This window comes from Caballeronia sp. EK, from assembly GCF_014384845.1.
Classification (GTDB): Bacteria; Pseudomonadota; Gammaproteobacteria; order Burkholderiales; family Burkholderiaceae; genus Caballeronia; species Caballeronia jiangsuensis.
Map to the genome: position 1 here is coordinate 125,549 of NZ_JACSUE010000005.1, position 19,718 is coordinate 145,266.

At 62.7% G+C, this 19,718-nt stretch carries 17 protein-coding genes and 1 tRNA gene; 5 read left to right on the forward strand and 13 right to left on the reverse strand.

The features are described 5' to 3' along the window. Positions 1-59: 59 nt before the first annotated feature. The 3 genes from folP to IAG25_RS16080 form a co-directional block, all read right to left on the reverse strand. Positions 60-860 carry a dihydropteroate synthase gene (folP, locus tag IAG25_RS16070; RefSeq protein WP_375336527.1) on the reverse strand — a complete coding sequence of 267 codons (801 nt, stop codon included), beginning with the start codon at positions 858-860 and terminating at the stop codon, positions 60-62. 259 nt (positions 861-1,119) lie between these two features. Beyond that, entirely contained in the window at positions 1,120-3,006 is a 1,887-nt protein-coding gene (ftsH, locus tag IAG25_RS16075; RefSeq protein WP_187605761.1) for an ATP-dependent zinc metalloprotease FtsH, read from the reverse strand. A 184-nt stretch (positions 3,007-3,190) separates the two neighbouring features. Continuing rightward, complete coding sequence (locus tag IAG25_RS16080) at positions 3,191-3,853, reverse strand: RlmE family RNA methyltransferase (protein ID WP_187605762.1); 663 nt, start codon at positions 3,851-3,853, stop codon at positions 3,191-3,193. Between the two features lie 283 nt (positions 3,854-4,136). Between IAG25_RS16080 and IAG25_RS16085 the strand changes: the two genes are divergently transcribed. Continuing rightward, on the forward strand, positions 4,137-4,673 hold the full coding sequence (locus IAG25_RS16085) for a YhbY family RNA-binding protein (RefSeq protein ID WP_187605763.1): 537 nt from the start codon (positions 4,137-4,139) through the stop codon (positions 4,671-4,673). Between the two features lie 57 nt (positions 4,674-4,730). Here the strand turns inward: IAG25_RS16085 and IAG25_RS16090 are convergent, their stop codons facing one another. The 7 genes from IAG25_RS16090 to gloB all read right to left on the reverse strand — a co-directional run bounded on the left by IAG25_RS16090 (position 4,731) and on the right by gloB (position 14,615). Continuing rightward, positions 4,731-5,246 carry a DUF4149 domain-containing protein gene (locus IAG25_RS16090; protein WP_187605764.1) on the reverse strand — a complete coding sequence of 172 codons (516 nt, stop codon included), beginning with the start codon at positions 5,244-5,246 and terminating at the stop codon, positions 4,731-4,733. Next, positions 5,246-5,722 carry a transcription elongation factor GreA gene (gene greA / locus IAG25_RS16095; RefSeq protein ID WP_035501637.1) on the reverse strand — a complete coding sequence of 159 codons (477 nt, stop codon included), beginning with the start codon at positions 5,720-5,722 and terminating at the stop codon, positions 5,246-5,248. Before greA ends, IAG25_RS16090 begins: the two co-directional genes overlap by 1 nt. 113 nt (positions 5,723-5,835) lie before the next feature. Further along, positions 5,836-9,090 (reverse strand): carbamoyl-phosphate synthase large subunit, encoded by a 3,255-nt coding sequence (carB, locus tag IAG25_RS16100; RefSeq protein ID WP_187605765.1) that lies wholly within the window; start codon positions 9,088-9,090, stop codon positions 5,836-5,838. A 30-nt stretch (positions 9,091-9,120) separates the two neighbouring features. Beyond that, complete coding sequence (gene carA / locus IAG25_RS16105) at positions 9,121-10,263, reverse strand: glutamine-hydrolyzing carbamoyl-phosphate synthase small subunit (RefSeq protein ID WP_187605766.1); 1,143 nt, start codon at positions 10,261-10,263, stop codon at positions 9,121-9,123. 344 nt (positions 10,264-10,607) lie between these two features. Next, the gene (locus IAG25_RS16110; RefSeq protein WP_187605767.1) at positions 10,608-11,855 is read right to left on the reverse strand and encodes an MFS transporter; all 1,248 of its coding nucleotides are present in this window, start codon (positions 11,853-11,855) and stop codon (positions 10,608-10,610) included. A 109-nt stretch (positions 11,856-11,964) separates the two neighbouring features. Continuing rightward, positions 11,965-13,620 carry a transglycosylase SLT domain-containing protein gene (locus IAG25_RS16115; protein ID WP_187605768.1) on the reverse strand — a complete coding sequence of 552 codons (1,656 nt, stop codon included), beginning with the start codon at positions 13,618-13,620 and terminating at the stop codon, positions 11,965-11,967. A 161-nt stretch (positions 13,621-13,781) separates the two neighbouring features. Continuing rightward, positions 13,782-14,615 (reverse strand): hydroxyacylglutathione hydrolase, encoded by an 834-nt coding sequence (gloB, locus tag IAG25_RS16120; protein WP_187605769.1) that lies wholly within the window; start codon positions 14,613-14,615, stop codon positions 13,782-13,784. Between the two features lie 27 nt (positions 14,616-14,642). Here gloB and IAG25_RS16125 point away from each other — a divergent pair, with 27 nt between their 5' ends. The 4 genes from IAG25_RS16125 to IAG25_RS16140 all read left to right on the forward strand — a co-directional run bounded on the left by IAG25_RS16125 (position 14,643) and on the right by IAG25_RS16140 (position 16,836). Beyond that, on the forward strand, positions 14,643-15,476 hold the full coding sequence (locus IAG25_RS16125) for a class I SAM-dependent methyltransferase (protein WP_187605770.1): 834 nt from the start codon (positions 14,643-14,645) through the stop codon (positions 15,474-15,476). Continuing rightward, positions 15,476-15,937, forward strand: a complete 462-nt coding sequence (rnhA, locus tag IAG25_RS16130) for a ribonuclease HI (protein ID WP_187605771.1) — start codon at positions 15,476-15,478, stop codon at positions 15,935-15,937. The genes IAG25_RS16125 and rnhA overlap by 1 nt, the downstream gene beginning before the upstream one ends. An 18-nt stretch (positions 15,938-15,955) precedes the next feature. Further along, positions 15,956-16,693 carry a DNA polymerase III subunit epsilon gene (gene dnaQ / locus IAG25_RS16135; protein ID WP_187605772.1) on the forward strand — a complete coding sequence of 246 codons (738 nt, stop codon included), beginning with the start codon at positions 15,956-15,958 and terminating at the stop codon, positions 16,691-16,693. A gap of 68 nt (positions 16,694-16,761) precedes the next feature. Further along, positions 16,762-16,836, forward strand: a tRNA-Val gene (locus tag IAG25_RS16140). A gap of 91 nt (positions 16,837-16,927) precedes the next feature. Here the strand turns inward: IAG25_RS16140 and IAG25_RS16145 are convergent. The 3 genes from IAG25_RS16145 to IAG25_RS16155 form a co-directional block, all read right to left on the reverse strand. Then, entirely contained in the window at positions 16,928-17,401 is a 474-nt protein-coding gene (locus tag IAG25_RS16145) for a DUF2214 family protein (RefSeq protein WP_187605773.1), read from the reverse strand. 64 nt (positions 17,402-17,465) lie between these two features. After that, the gene (locus IAG25_RS16150) at positions 17,466-18,296 is read right to left on the reverse strand and encodes a hypothetical protein (RefSeq protein WP_187605774.1); all 831 of its coding nucleotides are present in this window, start codon (positions 18,294-18,296) and stop codon (positions 17,466-17,468) included. Positions 18,297-18,515: 219 nt separating this feature from the next. Continuing rightward, entirely contained in the window at positions 18,516-19,580 is a 1,065-nt protein-coding gene (locus tag IAG25_RS16155) for a glycosyltransferase family 4 protein (RefSeq protein WP_187605775.1), read from the reverse strand. Between the last annotated feature and the right edge of the window lie 138 nt (positions 19,581-19,718).

Here is a 19,718-nt window from a genome sequence, read left to right on the forward strand (position 1 = left end):
TAGTTGATGAGTTCTATCGGCGCGCGCCTGCGCCTAATTCCTGATGAATGAGGCCAGTGTCAATGATGCCCATTCCGGGCAGCATTCTTTGTGGCCTGCCAGACTTTCAGCGCATCGACGGTCTCCGCGACGTCGTGCACCCGAATGATCGCCGCGCCCCGCTCTGCCGCGCAAACCGCACCGGCGACGCTTGCCGCGAGCCGCTCGCCGGCGCCGCGTCCGGTGACTGCGCCGAGCATCGACTTGCGCGACATGCCCGCGAGCAACGGAAAATTCGCCCCGGCTGGCAACGTGCCCGTGAGATGCGCCAGCAACGAGTAATTATGCTCGACGGTCTTGCCGAACCCGAAGCCCGGATCGAGACTGACGCGCTCCGCCGCGATGCCTGCGTGCGCGAGCGTGGCGACGCGCTCCGCGAAGAACGCCCGCACGTCGGCCACGACGTCCTCGTACACCGGATCGTGGAGTTGCATCGTGCGCGGCTCGCCGAGCATGTGCATCACGCATAGCCCGCAATTGCTGTCCTTCACGGCGTCGAGCGCGCCTTCCCGGCGCAGGCCCCAGATATCGTTGATCATGTCCGCGCCGGCTTCGAGCACGGCGCGCATCACGGCAGGCTTGTAGGTATCGACGGAAAGCGGCACTCGCATGGCGCGCAGCGCCTCGACGATCGGCACGACGCGCTCGAGTTCCTCGTCGAGCGGCACGGGCGGCGCGCCAGGACGCGTGGATTCACCACCGATATCGATCATGTCGGCGCCATCGGCAAGCATCTGCTCGGCGCGCGCGAGCGCGGCATCGCGCGAGACGAAACGGCCGCCGTCCGAGAACGAATCCGGCGTAACGTTGAGAATGCCCATGACGAGCGGACGTTCGAAAGTCAGCGTGAAGCGGCCGCACTGGAGCGGCGCTGCGGGAAGCGGGGATGAGATCGTCGTGGTCAAGCGAGTAGGAACGAAGCGGAGAAAAAGAAATGGGAAGCGGCTCTTGCCCGCGATGAAATTCGAAACGAACCCGCATTGTGCGGCGCGTGGTTCAGCATCTCATTAAAACCGGGGCCGTAAAGTCAAAATGGGCCGGCGTGCAATGCACACCGGCCCATGAACGGACGCAGAGACCTTAGGCCGTTGCCGGCGCGTTGCCCGGCTTGACCTCGGTGCCGCTGCTGCCACCCGGCGGCGTATCGCCTGACGGAGGCGGCAGGTTCTTCGGCGGACGCGGCGGACGATCCGCCATGATGTCGCTGATCTGGTCTGCGTCGATGGTTTCCCATTCGAGCAGTGCCTTGGTCATCGCATCGACCCTGGCGCGATTGTCTTCCAGCAGCCTGCGGGCGAGCGCGTATTGCTCGTCGAGGATGCGGCGGATTTCCGCATCGACCTTTTGCTGCGTGGCTTCGGACACCGACTTAGCGCCCATCTTGCCGAACATGCCGTTGTCTTCCGTGTCGACGTAGACCATCGTGCCGAGCACATCCGACATGCCGTAACGCGTGACCATATCGCGCGCCATCTTTGTCGCGCGCTCGAAGTCGTTCGAAGCACCCGTCGACATCGAGTTCAGGAACACTTCTTCCGCCGCGCGGCCGCCGAACAGGATCGCGATTTCCTCGAGCATCTTGTCGCGATAAAGATTCACGCGATCATGCTCCGGCAACTGCCAGGTAACGCCAAGCGCCCAACCGCGCGGCATGATCGTGACCTTGTGCACCGGATCAGCGTGCGGGAGCAACTTCGCCACCACCGCGTGACCGGACTCGTGATAAGCCGTATTGCGACGCTCTTCTTCGCGCATGACCGCCGACTTGCGCTCCGGACCCATGAAGATCTTGTCCTTCGCGTCCTCGAAGTCCTGCATCTCGACGATGCGCTTGCCACGACGCGCCGCGAACAGCGCCGCTTCGTTCACGAGGTTCGCGAGATCCGCGCCCGAGAAGCCCGGCGTGCCGCGTGCGATGACCGATGCGTCCACGTCGTTCGCGATCGGCACCTTGCGCAGGTGCACCTTCATGATGTGCTCGCGGCCGCGGATATCCGGCAGACCGACGTACACCTGACGGTCGAAACGGCCCGGACGGAGCAGCGCTTTATCGAGCACGTCCGAACGGTTCGTCGCCGCGATCACGATAACGCCCGAGTTCGCCTCGAAGCCGTCCATCTCGACGAGCATCTGGTTCAGCGTCTGCTCGCGCTCGTCGTTACCGCCGCCCATGCCCGCGCCGCGATGACGGCCGACCGCGTCGATTTCGTCGATGAACACGATACACGGCGCATGCTTTTTCGCCTGCTCGAACATGTCGCGCACACGCGCCGCGCCAACACCGACGAACATTTCCACGAAGTCCGAACCCGAGATACTGAAGAACGGCACCTTCGCTTCACCTGCGATGGCGCGCGCCAGCAGCGTCTTACCTGTACCCGGAGGGCCGACCAGCAGCACACCGCGTGGTATGCGCCCGCCCAGCTTCTGGAATTTCTGCGGATCGCGCAGGAAATCCACCAGCTCCGACACTTCTTCCTTGGCTTCGTCGCAGCCCGCGACGTCGGTAAAATTGATTGCGTTGTTGTTCTCGTCAATCAGCCGCGCTCGCGACTTCCCGAACGAAAACGCCCCGCCTTTGCCGCCCCCCTGCATCTGCCTCATCATGTAGAACCAGAACCCGATGATCAGGATCGTGGGTCCGAGGTAGTACAGCGCGGAGACGAGCGCATTCGGTTCATCGTCAGCCTTGCCGCTGACCTGAACGCCGTATTTCATCAAATCGCCGACCATCCAGATGTCGCCGGGCGACACGATCTGATACTTCTGGCCGTCTGCCGGAGTGACCGTCAGATTGCGCCCTTGAACGGTGACATTCTTGACCTTGCCGTTCTTCGCGTCGTCCATGAACTGCGAATAGGACACACCTTCCTGGACGCGGGGCTTATCGAACTGCTTGAACACCGTAAACAGCACCAGTGCGATCACGAGCCACACTGCCGCTTTAGAGAACATATTGTTGTTCAAAGCACCACTCCTCACTCATAGACGGGCGCCTACATAAACCTTGCGACGCCACTAAAGCATTCTAATCCAGACCGCTAACCCCTGCCATAAGGTTTATCTACCGCACAAATATCGGCAGACAGGCTTTTTTCGACATTATCCGCGCGAATATCGCCGATTTTCGCCAAATTGGTTGCGGGCCTTTTCAGTTCGGGTGCTTGAGCCGCCGCCCGAGAATAAACGTCTCCGACGATTTGTCGCGAGAGGCCTTCGGCTTGCGCGGCGCCACCACTTTGAACTGCTGCTTGAACTTTTCGACGATCTGACTGTAACCGCTGCCGTGAAAACATTTGACCAGCAGTGCACCCTCCGGTTTCAGATGGCTCTGCGCAAACTCCAGCGCCAGATCGCAGAGATGCTCGATGCGCGCCGCATCCGCACTCGCTACGCCAGAGAGGTTGGGGGCCATGTCGGAAATTACAAGGTCCACCTGACGCTCGCCGACGATTTCAGCGAGTTGCGCGAGCACCTCGTCCTCGCGGAAGTCGCCCTGAATGAACGTGACGTCCGCAATCGGGTCCATCGGCAGAATATCCAGCGCGATGATCGTGCCATCGATGCCGCCCTCGCGTTCGGCATCCCGCTTCGCGCCCTGCGCCAGCTTGTTGCGCGCGTACTGGCTCCAGCTGCCGGGCGTCGAGCCGAGATCGACGATGACCTGCCCCGGCTTGATGAGCTTGTCCTGCTCGTCGATCTCCTTCAACTTGTATGCGGCGCGCGCGCGGTAGCCCTCGCGCTGCGCCATCTTCACGTAAGGATCGTTGATGTGGTCGTGCAACCACGAATGATTAAAACGGTTCTTTGCCATTCAAACTGAGCTCATGTGGCGCGCTGACAGCGCGCCCGGTGCGGATTTTGCTGCATCGCGCGATGCTTTTAGCGGATAATACGCGTCTTGTCGGCCGGACCGGCCCTCGGACGCTAACGTGCGCCGAAACCCGGCATCCGGCCTGTTCTGTTTCTGGTGGGCGGTGGCGCGATCGATGCGCCGCAGATCCGGCGCGAAGCCATGCGCTTTCGCTTCAGCGTGTTCAAACCGCCTCGCGAGCTACCTCACGCCGCCCACATTTTAGTCGAGTCCCAAATTTCTCATGCCAGCTCTTAAACTCTCCCCCGCCGAGCGCGCCGATCTGCGCTCCCAGGCCCATGCGCTCAAGCCCGTCGTGCTCGTCGGCGCGGAGGGTCTGACCGATGCCGTGCTGAAAGAGATCAACGTCCACCTCGAAGCGCACCAGCTCATCAAGGTTCGCGTATTCGGCGACGAGCGCGAAGCGCGCGTCGAGGTCTACGACGAAATTTGCGATCGCCTGAACGCCGCGCCCATCCAGCATATCGGCAAGCTGCTCGTGATCTGGAGACCTGAAGGCGCCGCGCCGAAAAGAAGCGCCACCCGTACGCGCAGCACGATGCCGCCGAGCGCGGGCGAAGCCGCCGAACATTCGACCAAGGGCCGCGCGCCTCGCACCGTCAAGGCTGTGAAGATCACGCGCGATGCGCCCGCCTTCAAGAAGCCGAAAAAGACCACGCTGAAAGTGCTGGGCAACGAACGCGTGACGGCCGGCGGCAACGTGAAGCGCGCGAAGAAGCGTCAGACCGGCTCGAAGCGCCAGCATCAAGCCGTGAAATGATCGAACGGCGCGTGCGTTGCCGACGTAACGCACGCGCCGTTCCGTAACCACCGCGATTCAGCTGCGCGCTCGTTTCGCCGCCACCTTGGCAGATTTGCCCTTCGGCACGACCTTGACCGGCGCCGCACCCGGCAGGCGCCAAACCAGCGCGATACCGAACAGGCATTCGATCAGATAGATCGCGCTCGATATGCCGTGCAGCACCCCGAACTCCTTCGCATACGGAGCGCTGGCGAGATCGGTGCCCGCTTCCTGCGCGGCCATGCGCAGCGAGTTCATGAACGGCTGCAGCGCGAAGTAGCCGACCAGCACGCACAGAAGCATCACCGCGACGATCCACCGAACGCGCTTGTAATCGACGATGCCGCTTTTCACGAAGCGATTGCCGATCAGAATCAGCACGAGCGCGCTGACCACGCCGATGATCGCCTCGATCCTGAAGAGTTGCGCCGCCACCGAGCCCGCCGACGTGCGGTCGAGCATCGAGAAAAGGACGGGCGCGGCGACGAGGCCCAGGGTCAGCAAGCTGCCGACCCAGACCATGCTGATGGTGCGAAAGAGCCGGTGCTCCATCAGACGTAACGTACCGCGATGATTTCGTATTCGCGCGCGCCGCTCGGTGCCTGCACCGACGCCACGTCGCCTTCCGATTTCGCGATGAGCGCGCGCGCGATCGGCGAACTCACCGAGATGAGACCGTGATCGATATTCGCTTCGTCATCGCCGACGATCTGATACGTCACCATGTCGCCCGACTCCAGATCCTCCAGTTCGACCGTCGCACCGAACACCACGCGGCCTTCGGCCTCGACCTGCGTCGGGTCGATCACTTGTGCGGCGGCGAGCTTCGACTCGATCTCGGCGATGCGGCCCTCGATGAATCCCTGCTTTTCTTTTGCGGCGTCGTATTCCGCGTTTTCCGACAGGTCGCCTTGTGCGCGGGCCTCCGCGATCGCAGTGATGACCGCCGGACGCTCCACGGCCTTCAGGCGTTGCAATTCGTCGCGCAGCAACTCCGCGCCGCGCTTCGTCAAAGGAATCGTGCTCATAGACCACTCACAAACAATTTCGTCAAAAAAATTACCGCGGTTAAGCGCATCTCCCGATCAAAGGAGACGCCGCTTAACCGCGGCTCGTGATGCTTAGACTTGTAATCGAAGCCTTAGTTTAGGCGAGCATGCAGCCCTTGTAAATCATAGACTTCCAGATCGCGGAGATAACGCAGGCCCTCGACGGCCGCGCGCGCGCCCGACATGGTCGTGTAGTACGTGACCTTGTTGGCCTGCGCGCTCATGCGGATCGAACGCGAATCGGCGATGGCGGCGCGCGTTTCATCGACGGTCGTGAATACGAGCGCGATCTCGCCGTTCTTGATCATGTCGACGATGTGCGGACGGCCGTCCTTCACCTTGTTCACGACCTTCACCGGCACGCCCGCCGCCGCGATCGCGGCCGCCGTGCCCTTGGTCGCGACGATCGGATAGCCGAGTTCGTGCAGCATCTGCGCGACTTCGACGGCCTTCGGCTTGTCCGCGTCCATCACCGTCAGCAGCACCGTGCCCGATTCCGGCAGACGCGAGCCGGCCGCGAGCTGCGACTTGAAAAGCGCTTCGCCGAAGGTGCGGCCCACGCCCATCACTTCGCCGGTCGAACGCATCTCGGGTCCGAGCACGGGATCGACGGCCGGGAACTTGACGAACGGGAACACAGCTTCCTTCACGCTGAAGTAAGGCGGAATGACTTCCTTCGTGACGCCTTGCTGCTTCAGTTTTTGACCGACCATCGCACGCGCGGCGATCTTCGCGAGCGGCAGGCCCGTCGCCTTCGACACGTACGGCACCGTGCGCGATGCGCGCGGGTTCACTTCCAGCACGTAGATGACGTCCTTCTTCGAACCATCGTCTTGCGGTACTTGCTGGATTGCGAACTGCACGTTCATCAGGCCGACGACGTTCAGCGCCTTCGCCATCGCGGCGGTTTGCCGCTTCAGCTCGTCGACGGTTTCCTTCGACAGCGAATACGGCGGCAGCGAGCAGGCCGAGTCGCCCGAGTGCACGCCCGCCTGTTCGATGTGCTCCATGACGCCGCCGATGAACACGTCATCGCCATCGGAGATGCAGTCGACGTCGCATTCGATCGCGTCGTTCAGGAAGCGGTCGAGCAGCACCGGCGAGTCGTTCGATACCTTCACGGCCTCGCGCATGTAGCGTTCGAGATCGCGCGGCTCGTGGACGATTTCCATTGCGCGGCCGCCCAGCACGTAAGACGGACGCACGACGAGCGGATAGCCGATCTCTTCCGCGAGCTTCAACGCTTCATCTTCGGCGCGCGCCGTGCGGTTCGGCGGCTGGCGCAGGTCGAGATCTTTCAGAAGCTGCTGGAAGCGTTCGCGGTCTTCGGCGGCATCGATCATGTCCGGCGACGTGCCGATGATCGGCACACCGTTCGCTTCGAGATCGAGCGCGAGCTTGAGCGGCGTCTGTCCGCCGTACTGCACGATCACGCCGACCGGCTTTTCGAGATCGACGATCTCGAGCACGTCTTCCAGCGTCAGCGATTCGAAGTACAGACGATCGGACGTGTCGTAGTCGGTAGACACGGTTTCAGGGTTGCAGTTGACCATGATGGTTTCATAGCCGTCCTCGCGCATCGCGAGCGCGGCATGCACGCAGCAATAGTCGAACTCGATGCCCTGCCCGATCCGGTTCGGGCCGCCGCCGAGCACCATGATCTTCTTCTTGTCCGTCGGATTCGCTTCGCACTCTTCCTCGTAGGTCGAGTACATGTAGGCGGTCTTCGTCGCGAACTCGGCCGCGCACGTGTCCACGCGCTTGTAGACCGGGCGCACTTTCAGTTCGTGGCGCTTCTTGCGCACATCGTCCTGCGTCGAGCCCGTCAGCTTCGCCAGACGGCGATCCGAGAAGCCGCTCTTCTTCAGATACAGCAGTTCGTCTCGCGTGAGGCTCGCGAGCGTGCGGCCTTCGAGCGCCTTTTCCTTCAGGATGATCTGTTCGATTTGCGCGAGGAACCAGGGATCGATCGACGTCTCTTCGAAGATCTCTTCCATCGTGAGACCGAGACGGAACGCGTCGCCGAGATACCAGATACGGTCCGGGCCCGGCTCGCCGATTTCGCGGATGACTTCGTCGCGGCTCGCGGTCTTTTCATCGAGACCATCGACGCCCACTTCCAGACCGCGCAGCGCCTTCTGGAACGATTCCTGGAATGTGCGGCCCATCGCCATCACTTCGCCGACGGACTTCATCTGCGTCGTCAGGCGCGAATCGGCTTCGCGGAATTTTTCGAACGCAAAGCGCGGCACCTTCGTCACGACGTAGTCGATCGTCGGTTCGAACGATGCGGGCGTCTGTCCGCCGGTGATTTCGTTCTTGAGCTCGTCGAGCGTGTAGCCGCACGCGAGCTTCGCGGCGACCTTCGCGATCGGGAAGCCCGTCGCCTTCGATGCCAGCGCCGACGAGCGCGACACGCGCGGGTTCATCTCGATGACGACCATGCGGCCATCGACAGGGTTGATGGCGAACTGCACGTTCGAGCCGCCCGTATCGACGCCGATCTCGCGCAACACCGCAAGCGACGCGTTACGCAGCACCTGATATTCCTTGTCGGTGAGCGTCTGCGCGGGCGCGACGGTAATCGAGTCGCCCGTGTGCACGCCCATCGGGTCGAGGTTTTCGATCGAGCACACGATGATGCAGTTGTCCTTTTTATCGCGGACGACTTCCATCTCGTACTCTTTCCAGCCGAGCAGCGATTCTTCGATCAGCAGTTCGCGCGTGGGCGAAAGATCGAGACCGCGGCGGCAGATTTCCTCGAACTCATCCTTGTTGTACGCGATGCCGCCGCCCGAGCCGCCCAGCGTGAACGAAGGACGAATGACGGTCGGATAACCGCCGCTGCCCGTCGCCTCGGCGATCTGCGCCTGCACGGCGAGCGCTTCTTCCATCGAATGCGCGATGCCCGACTTGGCCGAACCGAGGCCGATCTTCGTCATCGCGTCCTTGAACTTCTGGCGGTCTTCGGCCTTGTCGATCGCTTCGGGCGACGCGCCGATCAGTTCGACGTTGTACTTCTCCAGCACACCGTGATGGAACAGGTCCAGCGCGCAATTGAGCGCGGTCTGTCCGCCCATGGTCGGCAGGATCGCGTCCGGGCGCTCCTTCGCGATGATGCGCTCGACCACTTCCCACGAAATCGGCTCGATGTAGGTGACGTCGGCCGTGTTCGGATCGGTCATGATCGTCGCCGGATTGCTGTTGACGAGGATGACCTTATAGCCTTCCTCACGCAGCGCTTTGCAGGCTTGCGCGCCCGAATAATCGAACTCGCACGCCTGGCCGATGATGATCGGACCCGCGCCGATGATGAGGATGCTCTTGATGTCTGTGCGCTTCGGCATAACTGCTCTCGATATATATGTTCGGTACTTTTAAGCGGCGACCTTCGCCGACTCCATCAGCTTGATGAAGCGGTCGAACAGATACGCGATGTCGTGCGGGCCGGGCGACGCTTCCGGGTGACCCTGGAAACAGAACGCGGGCTTATCCGTGAGCGCGAAACCTTGCAGCGTGCCGTCGAACAGCGAGACGTGCGTGACCTTCGCGTTGGCGGGCAGCGTCGATGCATCGACCGCGAAGCCGTGGTTCTGCGACGTGATCACCACGCGGCCGTCTTCCATGTCCTTCACCGGATGGTTCGCGCCGTGGTGGCCGGTCTTCATCTTCATTGTCTTCGCGCCGACGGCGAGACCCATGATCTGATGGCCGAGGCAGATACCGAACGTCGGAATGCCGCGCTCGATGAACTCGCGCGTGGCGCGGATCGCGTAGTCGCAGGGTTCCGGGTCGCCCGGGCCGTTCGAGAGGAAGATGCCGTCCGGATTCAGCGCGAGCGCGTCAGCGGCACTCGATTGCGCTGGCAGCACGGTCACGTGGCAACCGCGCTCGGCCAGCATGCGCAGGATGTTGAACTTCACGCCGTAGTCGAACGCGACGACGCGAAACTTCGGCGCTTCCTGCTTGCCGTAGCCGCTGCCGAGACGCCATTCGGTCTGCGTCCATTCGTAGTTCTCTTGCGTCGACACGACCTTCGCGAGGTCCATGCCCGCGAGACCCGGAAACGAGCGCGCGAGGCCGAGCGCCTTCGCTTCATCGTCGGTGCCGGCGAGAATGCAGCCGTTCTGCGCGCCCTTCTCGCGCAGGATGCGCGTGAGCTTGCGCGTGTCGATGCCCGCGATGGCGACGACGCCTTGCGCCTTCAGATAATCGGAGAGCGATTGCTCGGAGCGGAAGTTCGAAGCGAGCACCGGCAGATCACGAATGATGAGGCCGGCGGCATGGACTTTGGTGGCTTCGACGTCTTCGGCGCTCACGCCGTAGTTGCCGATGTGCGGATAGGTCAGCGTGACGATCTGGCGGGCATAGCTCGGATCGGTCAGGATTTCCTGATAACCGGTGATGGCGGTGTTGAACACCACTTCGCCGATCGTCGAACCGGGCGCGCCGATCGATTGACCACGAAAGACCGTGCCGTCGGCAAGTGCGAGGAGTGCGGGGGAAAATGACGGCAACACGGGAAGCTCCTTGGGGAACACCCTGTTACCGACCTGTCTGTCCGAAATTCAGGCTTGGCCTCCCGTCGCTCGAAGAACGAGGGTTTCCTTCGCAGTGAAAGCGGCGGCTCGCTGTGCGCGCATCGTGGCTCGAACCGGCACGCTTGCGCGTGGCATCGACGAATTCAAGCGGGCGATCGGCACCGTGCGGCGCGCAGTTCATGCGCAGCGAACGACGGTGAATGGGAGGTAGGCGCTAGGGTGCGGGTTGATATGCTCAAACCTTCGAATTATAGCGCGAAAACGTCGCATTCGCCAGATTTCGGAAGCGTCCGCTTGCGTACTGCCTGCCTCGCGCGTGCCGGTCAGTGCGCCGCGCGCTCTACTTTTCGATCAGACTTGTGCAGCACGCGGCTCGGAAAAACGTACCAGACCGCACTCGCGACTTGCAGCCCGATCAGCACGATCCACACTGTCAGATGCGCCGACGCCGGGTAGCGTCCGCCATCGGACGGCCAGAGCGAAAGCATCGCGCCGACACTCACCTGGAAGCCAAAGATCAACAGGAAAATCACGAGCGTGAGCGTCGTGTGCGCGCGTCCGATCATGTGCGATGGAAAATACTCGGCGGCGACTGCGTAGCTCAGAATGCCCGTCCCGCCGAAAATCCCGTATGCGGTAATCAGCACGGACGGCGGCAGCGGCACGCGCAGCACCATCAACACTTGCGTCACGACGAACAGCACCATACCAGCGCCGCAGAACGCATACACGGAAACGCCACGCCGCTCCATGCCGCGCGCCGCCGCGCCGAAGCCGACGCAGCCGAACATCATCGCGAAGCCGAGAACCGACACGAGCGCTGCGGCGTGCGCGGGCGCGAGATTCATTACATCGAGCAAATAGGGGCGAATCCATAGCGATTGCATCGCGTAGAAAACGCCCTGCGTGACGACAGAAAACGAAGCGATCTTCCAGAACACGCCACTTTTCAGGATGAGCCACGTGCCCTTGAACTGGGTAACGACGTCCGCCCGATGATGCGGCTCGGCCTCCGCCTTGCGCGGTGCGAACAGGACGATCGCGGCAGCGACGGCGAGCGTGAACACGCCCAGTCCCACGCACACCTGCCGCCAGCTCGCGACATGCAAAAGCGATGCGAGCGGCGATCCGACCACGACCCCGCCCAGTCCACCAACGGCCATCGTGAGTCCGTTGATGAGCGGCAGGCGCGCGAGCGCGAAATGTTGCGCCGACGCCTTGAAGGCCGCGCTCAGACACACCGATACGCCGACGCCGATCAGGAACCGGCCGATCATCAGCCCCGCGAGCCCGTGGGATGCACCGAACACCCAGATGCCGGCCGCCGCGAAGACGAGCATGCTGGCCGTCACGCGGCGCGGGCCGAAATGATCGAGCAATACGCCCACCGGAATCTGCGCCAGCGCGAAGCCGATGAAGTACAGCGAGGTGAGAAGACCCAGATCGGCCGCGGACAGACCCAGCTCGTGCGTGATGAGTGGCGCGAAGCCGAGATTGACCCCGCGGAACACGTACGAGACGAAGTATCCGGCGGCGAACAGGCAAAAAACACGGAGACGTGTGGAAGGCATGTGAAACGGACGCTTCATTCTTATGGACCGCCAGTTTAGCGGCGTCGCCAAAAGAAAACGCCGTCACCTTGGTGACGGCGTGGGATAGCGCTTCGCCGAAACGCCGGGCTTATTTCTTCTTGCTGGTCTTCGTCGATGCGGCCGGCTTCACGGTCTTGGCCGTGGCGGCGGGCTTTGCCGCGTGCGACGCGGTCGAAGCCGACACTTTCGTCACCTTGCCCGACGAATGCGCGGTTGCCTTGCCGCCGCGCGACGACTTCGATTCTGGCACGCGCGTGCCGATCTTCGACACGCCGCCTGACGAACGGCTCGACGCCGCCACCGTCTCCAGGCGCGCCGGACCCGGCTCGGCTGGCACCGGACGGCCATAAGGCACGTGCAGGACGACCACCTGGCCCGGCATGATCACATCGCCGTGAGTACGGTTCCACGCGCGCACCTGCGCCGGAGACACGTTATAGCGATCCGCTAACGTGCTGACGGCCTGCTTCCGGCGAACGCGGATCACGAGTCGGCGCGTGTCGGGCACGTCGCGCTCGATCGCGAGCATCGCGTTTGCGGCGACGTCGGCGCTGATGTCTTCATCGTCGTCGTCCGTACGTGGTACGACAATCGTCGAACCAGGCTTCAGACGCATGCCCGCCGGAATGCGATTGACCGACATCAGCGTGTCCGCGTCAACGCCGATCTTCTCGGCGATCGCCGCCGGGCGTGAACGCTCGGTCACGGTGTACGTGGTCCACGACGACAACGCGCCCGAATACGACGAGAGATTGCGCTGGAACGAAGCCGCGTTGTCGAACGGCAGCAGAATCTGCGGATTGGTCGCGCCGAGAATCACCGGCTTCGAGAACGACGGATTGAGCGAACGGAATTCTTCCACGCTCATGGCGGCGAGCTTGGCGGCCATCGTCACATCGATGTCGCGCGCGGTCGTGACCGTCACGAAATACGGGTGATTCGGGATGTCCGGCAGCGCGAGGCCGTACATCTGCGGATTGCTCACGATGTTCTTCACGGCCTGCAGCTTCGGCACGTAGTTACGCGTCTCGTTGGGCATGCGCAGACTTTCGTAGTCGGTCGGCAAGCCCGCGGCCTCGTTGCGCGCGATCGCGCGCTGCACATTGCCCTCGCCCCAGTTGTAGGCGGCGAGCGCGAGATGCCAGTCGCCAAACATGTCATGCAGACGCGAGAGATAGTCGAGCGCGGCGCTCGTCGATGCGAGCACGTCGCGGCGCTCGTCCTGCCACATGTTCTGCTTGAGGTTGTAATCGCGGCCCGTGCCCGGCATGAACTGCCACATACCCGCTGCCTTCGCGACCGACAGCGCCTGCGGGCTGTAAGCCGACTCGATGAACGGCAGAAGCGCCAGCTCGGTCGGCATGTGCCGCTGCTCGAGTTCCTCGACGATGTGATAGAGGTACTTCTGCGAGCGCGTGGTCATGCGCTCGACGTAATCCGGGCGCTGCGCGTACCAGTTGACCTGCATGTCGACGAGATCGCTTTGCAGATCGGGAATCTGGAAACCGCCACGAATGCGGTTCCAGAGATCGGACGATCCCGCGAGCGAAGTCACGGGCGTCTTGTCGACGTCGATGGTTTCCTTGGCTGCTGCGGTGCGGCGGATGGTGTCGGCGACTTGCTGCTGCTGTTGCTGCGAAGCGGCGGTAGTGGCTGAAACTGATAAAGGATCTGACGCTGTAGGTCCCTGGCTCGCGCACGCGGCGAGCATCAGGACGGACAGCGCGCTAAGGGTTAGTCGCATGGAACGTCTCTGCTTCCACAAAATAATGCTTGGAAATTTGCAGCCGATAGTACGGAACAGCACCTAAGACGTCAATAAGAATGCGCGCAAAACCCCTGCAAAATCCTGCATCTAACGGCGATTCCAACGTTTCGGTTGAAGTTATCCCTAAAAGCGTTCGGTTAGCGGAACTTATCCTTCCAGCCTCGCATCATTCGAAACGCTTCGAGACGGTCCGAAACCGGGGTGCCGAACTGTGACGAAAGCGTCGCGTGAATCGCCGGAACGTCCGAGCGCAAGAACGGATTTACCGCCTTTTCGTGGCCGATGGTCGTCGGCAAAGTCGGCTTGCCGGTGGCGCGCAGCGTCTGAGCGTCGTCGCTCCAGCGCAGGAGCGCGGCGTTGTCCGGCTCGCATGCGCGCGCGAACTTGATATTCGACAGCGTGTATTCGTGCGCGCAGTGAACCTGCGTGTTCTCGGGCAACGCGGCGAGCGCGTCGAGCGAGGCGAGCATCTGCTGCGGCGTGCCTTCGAAAAGACGGCCGCAGCCGCTCGCGAACAGGGTGTCGCCGCAAAAGAGATGCGGCGTGCCGCCCGGGTCGCCTGCCTGAAAGTAAGCGATGTGACCGGCCGTATGGCCCGGCACGTCGATCACGGAAAGTTCGAGCGCCGGATGCGCGATGCTCACCGTATCGCCGCCCGTGACGCGCTGGGTCAGATGCTCGATACGCTCGGTGGCCGGGCCGTAGACGGGAATGCCACCCTCTGCCGATCGGCTATCGAGGAGCGCTTTCACGCCGCCGACGTGGTCCTGATGATGGTGCGTGAGTAAAATAGCGGTCAGTCGCCAACCGCGCCTGGCGAGATACGCCTCAACGGGCGCGGCGTCACCGGGGTCGACCACGACCGCATCGCGCGAGTCCGATACGAGCCAGATGTAGTTGTCCTCGAACGCCGGAACCGGCACGTATTCGAGTGCATTCTGAGCAGATAGATTCTTGGCAAGCGAATTCATGGCGATTTTCTATGCGGCAATTCGAACATGTCTGACCGACCGATTATAGACTGGCCCACCTGGACGAGCTCGGCGCCCGGACGCTACGTGCTCGAATGGGAGCAGGCGCAGCTCGATCACGTGGTGTCCGACATCTTCGGCTATCACGCGCTGCAGCTCGGCATGCCGCAGCTCGACGCGTTGCGTGAAAATCGCATGACCGGCCGCGCGCTCGTGCTCGACGCCGAAAGTGCATCGAGCGCGCCCTACACGCCGCCGCGCGCCACGACGCCCGGCGTGAGCGCGCTACCCGCGGCGAGCGCACCTGATGGCCGCAGCACCGTGTGGTGCGATCTGCTCGACCTGCCCTTCGAAGCGCAAAGCGTCGATCTGCTCGTACTGCCTCACACGCTCGAATTCTCGCCGGACCCGCATCGGCTCTTGCGTGAAGCCGAACGCGTGCTCGTGCCCGAGGGCCAGTTGATCATCCTCGGCTTCAATTCGCTGAGTCTGTGGGGCGCGCGGCAATCGCTCGGCAAGGTGGCGGGCCGGCCGTTCGTGCCGTCGGCGCACGAGATGATCGCGTTCACGCGCATCAAGGACTGGATCAAGCTGCTCGGATTCGATCTTGAACGCGGGCGCTTCGGCTGTTATCGTCCGCCGCTCGTCACGGACAAGTGGCTGCAACGCTATGAATTCATGGAAGCCGCTGGCGACCGCTGGTGGCCCATCTTCGGCGCGGCGTACATGATCACGGCGGTGAAACGCGTGCGCGGCATGCGCGTCATCGGTCCCCGCAAGCTGAAAAAAACCGCGCTCGCGCCCGGCCTCGCGCCGGTCGCGGCTCCGCACACGCGCAACGAGACTCGCAACGAGCATTGATGACTCAAGAACCCACATCGAACAAGGTAATCGACATCTACACGGACGGCGCCTGCAAAGGCAATCCCGGGCCCGGCGGCTGGGGCGCCCTGCTTCGCTTCGGCACGCAGGAAAAGGAACTGTTCGGCGGAGAAGCCGCGACCACCAACAACCGCATGGAACTGATGGCCGTGATCTCCGCGCTCGAAGCGTTGAAGCGCCCGTGTCACGCGGTCATCCACACCGATTCGCAATATGTGCAAAAAGGCATCAGCGAATGGATCCACGGCTGGAAGAGAAAGAACTGGATGACCGCCGCGAAGACGCCCGTCAAGAACGCCGATCTCTGGAAGCGGCTCGACGGCCTCGTCGCTCAGCATGAAATCGAGTGGCGCTGGGTCAAGGGCCACGCCGGACATCCCGAGAACGAACGCGCCGATGCGCTCGCCAATCGTGGCGTGACCTCGCTCGCGGACAGCTAATCAAACTACACGTCATCTATGCGCCAACTGATACTGGATACCGAAACTACCGGCCTGAACGCGAGGACGGGCGACCGGATCATCGAAATCGGCTGCGTCGAGCTGATCAACCGCCGGCTCACCGGCAACAATCTACATCTGTACGTGAATCCGGAGCGCGACAGCGATCCCGGCGCGCTCGCCGTGCACGGTCTCACGACCGAGTTTCTGAGCGACAAGCCGAAGTTCGCGGAGATCGCCGCCGAATTGCGCGATTTCATCGCGGACGCCGAGCTGATCATCCATAACGCACCCTTCGACGTCGGCTTTCTCGACACGGAGTTCGCGCTGCTCGGATTGCCGAAGGTTTCCGAAACATGCGCCGGGGTGATCGACTCGCTCGCGCAGGCCAAGCAGATGTTCCCCGGCAAACGCAATTCGCTCGACGCGCTGTGCGACCGCTTCGGCATCAGCAACGCGCATCGCACGCTGCACGGCGCGCTGCTCGACTCGGAGTTGCTCGCGGAGGTCTATCTCGCGATGACGCGCGGCCAGGAAAGCCTCGTCATCGACATGCTCGGCGACCAGCCCGCGTCGGGCTCGGTCTCGACGTCGCGCATCGCGCTCGACGATCTGGATTTGCCGGTGATCGTCGCGAGCGTTGAAGAGCTCGCCGCGCACGAAGCCGTGCTGACCGATCTCGACAAGGCGCTCAAAGGCACGAGCGTATGGCGCACGGAACCGGCGCCGGCCGAAGGCGACGCCGTTCCCGCATAATTTTTCGAATTTGGCTTAACAGGGTCTTTACGAAACGCGAAACGCCTGACATAATCTCGTTTCTCTTCGGGTGGTTAGCTCAGCGGTAGAGCACTGCCTTCACACGGCAGGGGTCACTGGTTCGATCCCAGTACTACCCACCAGAATTCTGGTGTTGGTAAAGACAAGCACCGAAGAACAAAAGGCCCAAGTCTCACGACTTGGGCCTTTTTCATTTTCCGTCGCCGAATGCGGCTACGACGCCCATACACCCCGCGCCATTCCGCTCGCGGCGATCACCATCACCATCACGAGCCCAGCTTCCAGATCGCTCATCCACGCAAAACGCCGCGCGCGCGTCAGATCGATCGCCCCGCCCTGCGCGAGCGCGATGCGCCAGCGAATCAGCGCGAGCATCGGTGAGACTTCGATCAGCAAAATCGCGACGAGCACCGTCATCTTCAAATGGAAAAGCGGCTCGTGCAAATAGTACGCGGCCCCTTTTTCGAAGCCGCCGAATGCGCGCGTCACGCCTGTCACAATCAACACGATCGCGGTGACGCCCCACACCGAATCCGAGCGGAACACGTCGCGCAACCGCATTTCGTTCGCCTGAATGGACTGCGTGGCATCGAGATGCCGCAACGCGCGGGCGCGCGCGAGCACCGAGCCGAGCGCGAAACCGAAAGCAAGAAGATGAAGCGCGGCCAGCGTCCAACGTATCAGCATCCTTTGCTCCCTGAAGAGACAGGAACGACGTGCACGGCAATCTAGGCTTGCGAAGGCGAACGATTCAGATCTGACGCAGTGTCACATCGAGCGCGCGCGCCGCGTTGCGGTCGCCTTCACTGGCGAGCGGCGCGCGGAACACGGTGGTGCGATTATGTCCGGCCGCGGCGGGCGAGTCCCACAACAACTCGACCTTCGGCGGCCGCGCGAACACGCCCCGCCGCACTTCGCCGCTTGCGCGAATCGACGGGCCGGCGGGCTCGGTAGCCGGCGTGAGCATCGTCGTTGACGGCGATACATCCGGCGACGGCGCCGGCCATTTCACCGACAGTTCACGCGCATCGTACTGGCCGAGCTTGCGGCTCTCCGCCCAGACGACCGCCGTCCGCGTGACGGGATCGAGCGAGATCGCATAGCGGCCGATCGCGAAACGCCGCGCGGCGACATTGGTGCGCCAGAGCGCGCGCGGCCGACAGATCCACATGACGACCGCATAGAGCGCCGGGCCGACGACGAGCCAGCCGTTGGTCTCGGCGAGCGCTTGCGTAAAGCGCCGCCAACCGGAACTCCAGATGAACGCGCCTACGGAAAACATCGCAAAGCCGAATGCCAGAAGCGCGATGAAGCGCAAGGCCTGCCGCAACCACTGCGGCAGCGGATGCAACGGGCGCTCCATGCGCGCCTTCGCGCCCGGCAGCACGATCAGGAGAAAAATCAGGACGAGGTTCACGCACGCCCACGGCGACGACGTCATCGCGCGCAGCGAGGACAAATACCCCATCTGCGACATCGAGAACGCCCAACGCGCCGCGAGCACCAGTCCGATCGCACGCAATGCGAACACGGTGCCGGCGCCCGGAACCGGGCTCGCGCTGATTTGCTTGGGTCTCGCCAAAAGAACACTCCTGTCCACGAACGTTGCATGCCGCTCCGCGCATCGCGAAGCCCGGTCATTATAGGGAGATTACGGATGTCATCAGAGGTTTGACAACCGTAGCGCGGCCTGGCGCGCGAAAGGCAGACCCAAGTGTGCTATTACGACAACGCCCCGCGTGCCTTGAGGCACGCGGGGCGTTGTTTTGCAGCCGATGCCGCGCGACGCGGCAGGACTTACTTAGCTCGCGTTGACTTCGCGCAGAACGGTGCGGCGCTTCTGGCGCAGCAATTCTTCGTACACGTTGACGTAATTCTTCGCCATCACCTTCGACGAGAACCGCGATTCGAACGCGCCGCGGACCTTCTCGCGCGACAGCGTGTCGAGTCGCTTGACGGCGGCGATCGCCGAGAGTTCGTCTTCCACGACGAAACCCGACACGCCGTTTTCGATCACTTCCGGCACCGAGCCGCGGTTGAATGCGATCACCGGCGTGCCGCAGGCCATCGCTTCGATCATCACGAGGCCGAAGGGCTCCGGCCAGTCGATCGGGAACAGCAGCGCGTGCGCATTGCCGAGGAACTCGGTCTTTTCGGCTTCGCTGATTTCACCGATGTATTCGACGTGCGGCAGCGCGAAGAGCGGCTTGATCTCTTCTTCGTAGTACGCGCGGTCGGCCTTGTCGAGCTTCGCAGCGATCTTGATCTTCATGCCCGCGGCCTGCGCGATGCGGATCGCGCGGTCGACGCGCTTTTCCGGCGAAATGCGGCCGAGGAACGCGAGGTAACCGGGCTTCACGTTCGGGATCGGCTTCAGCAGGTTTTCCGGCAGACCGTGGTACACCGTCGACAGCCAGTGCGCCTGCGGCAGCGGCTGACGCTGGTTGTCCGAGATCGAGATGACCGGCACGTTGTTGAACGTGTTGAAGATCGGCTGGAGCTCGGGCAGGTCGAGACGGCCATGCATCGTCGTCAGGAACGGCACCGGCTGGCGCGCGAACAGCGAGAACGGGTAGTAGTCGATATGGAAGTGCAGCACGTCGAACTCGTCCGCGCGGCGGCGAACTTCTTCCAGCAGAAGCATGTGCGGCGCCATCGTGTCGCGGATGGTCGGGTCGAGGCGCAGTGCCTGCGGCCAGAATGCTTCGAGCTTGGCGGACGTCTGCGAATCACCGCTCGCGAAGAGCGTGACATCGTGTCCAGCATCCACGAGTGCCTCGGTCAGATAAGACACCACGCGTTCCGTGCCGCCATACAGCTTCGGCGGAACAGCCTCGTGGAGGGGCGCGATTTGAGCGATTCGCATGTCGTGAAACTCCTAATGAAAGATCAGGCAAGTACTACAGTCATGTTGACGTTGGAGAGCGAATCGCTCGGCTCGGGCGAAGCTTCCCGCGGCGCGGTGGCCGCGGCGCTATGGCTGATGCTCGAGTGAAAAAGCGGG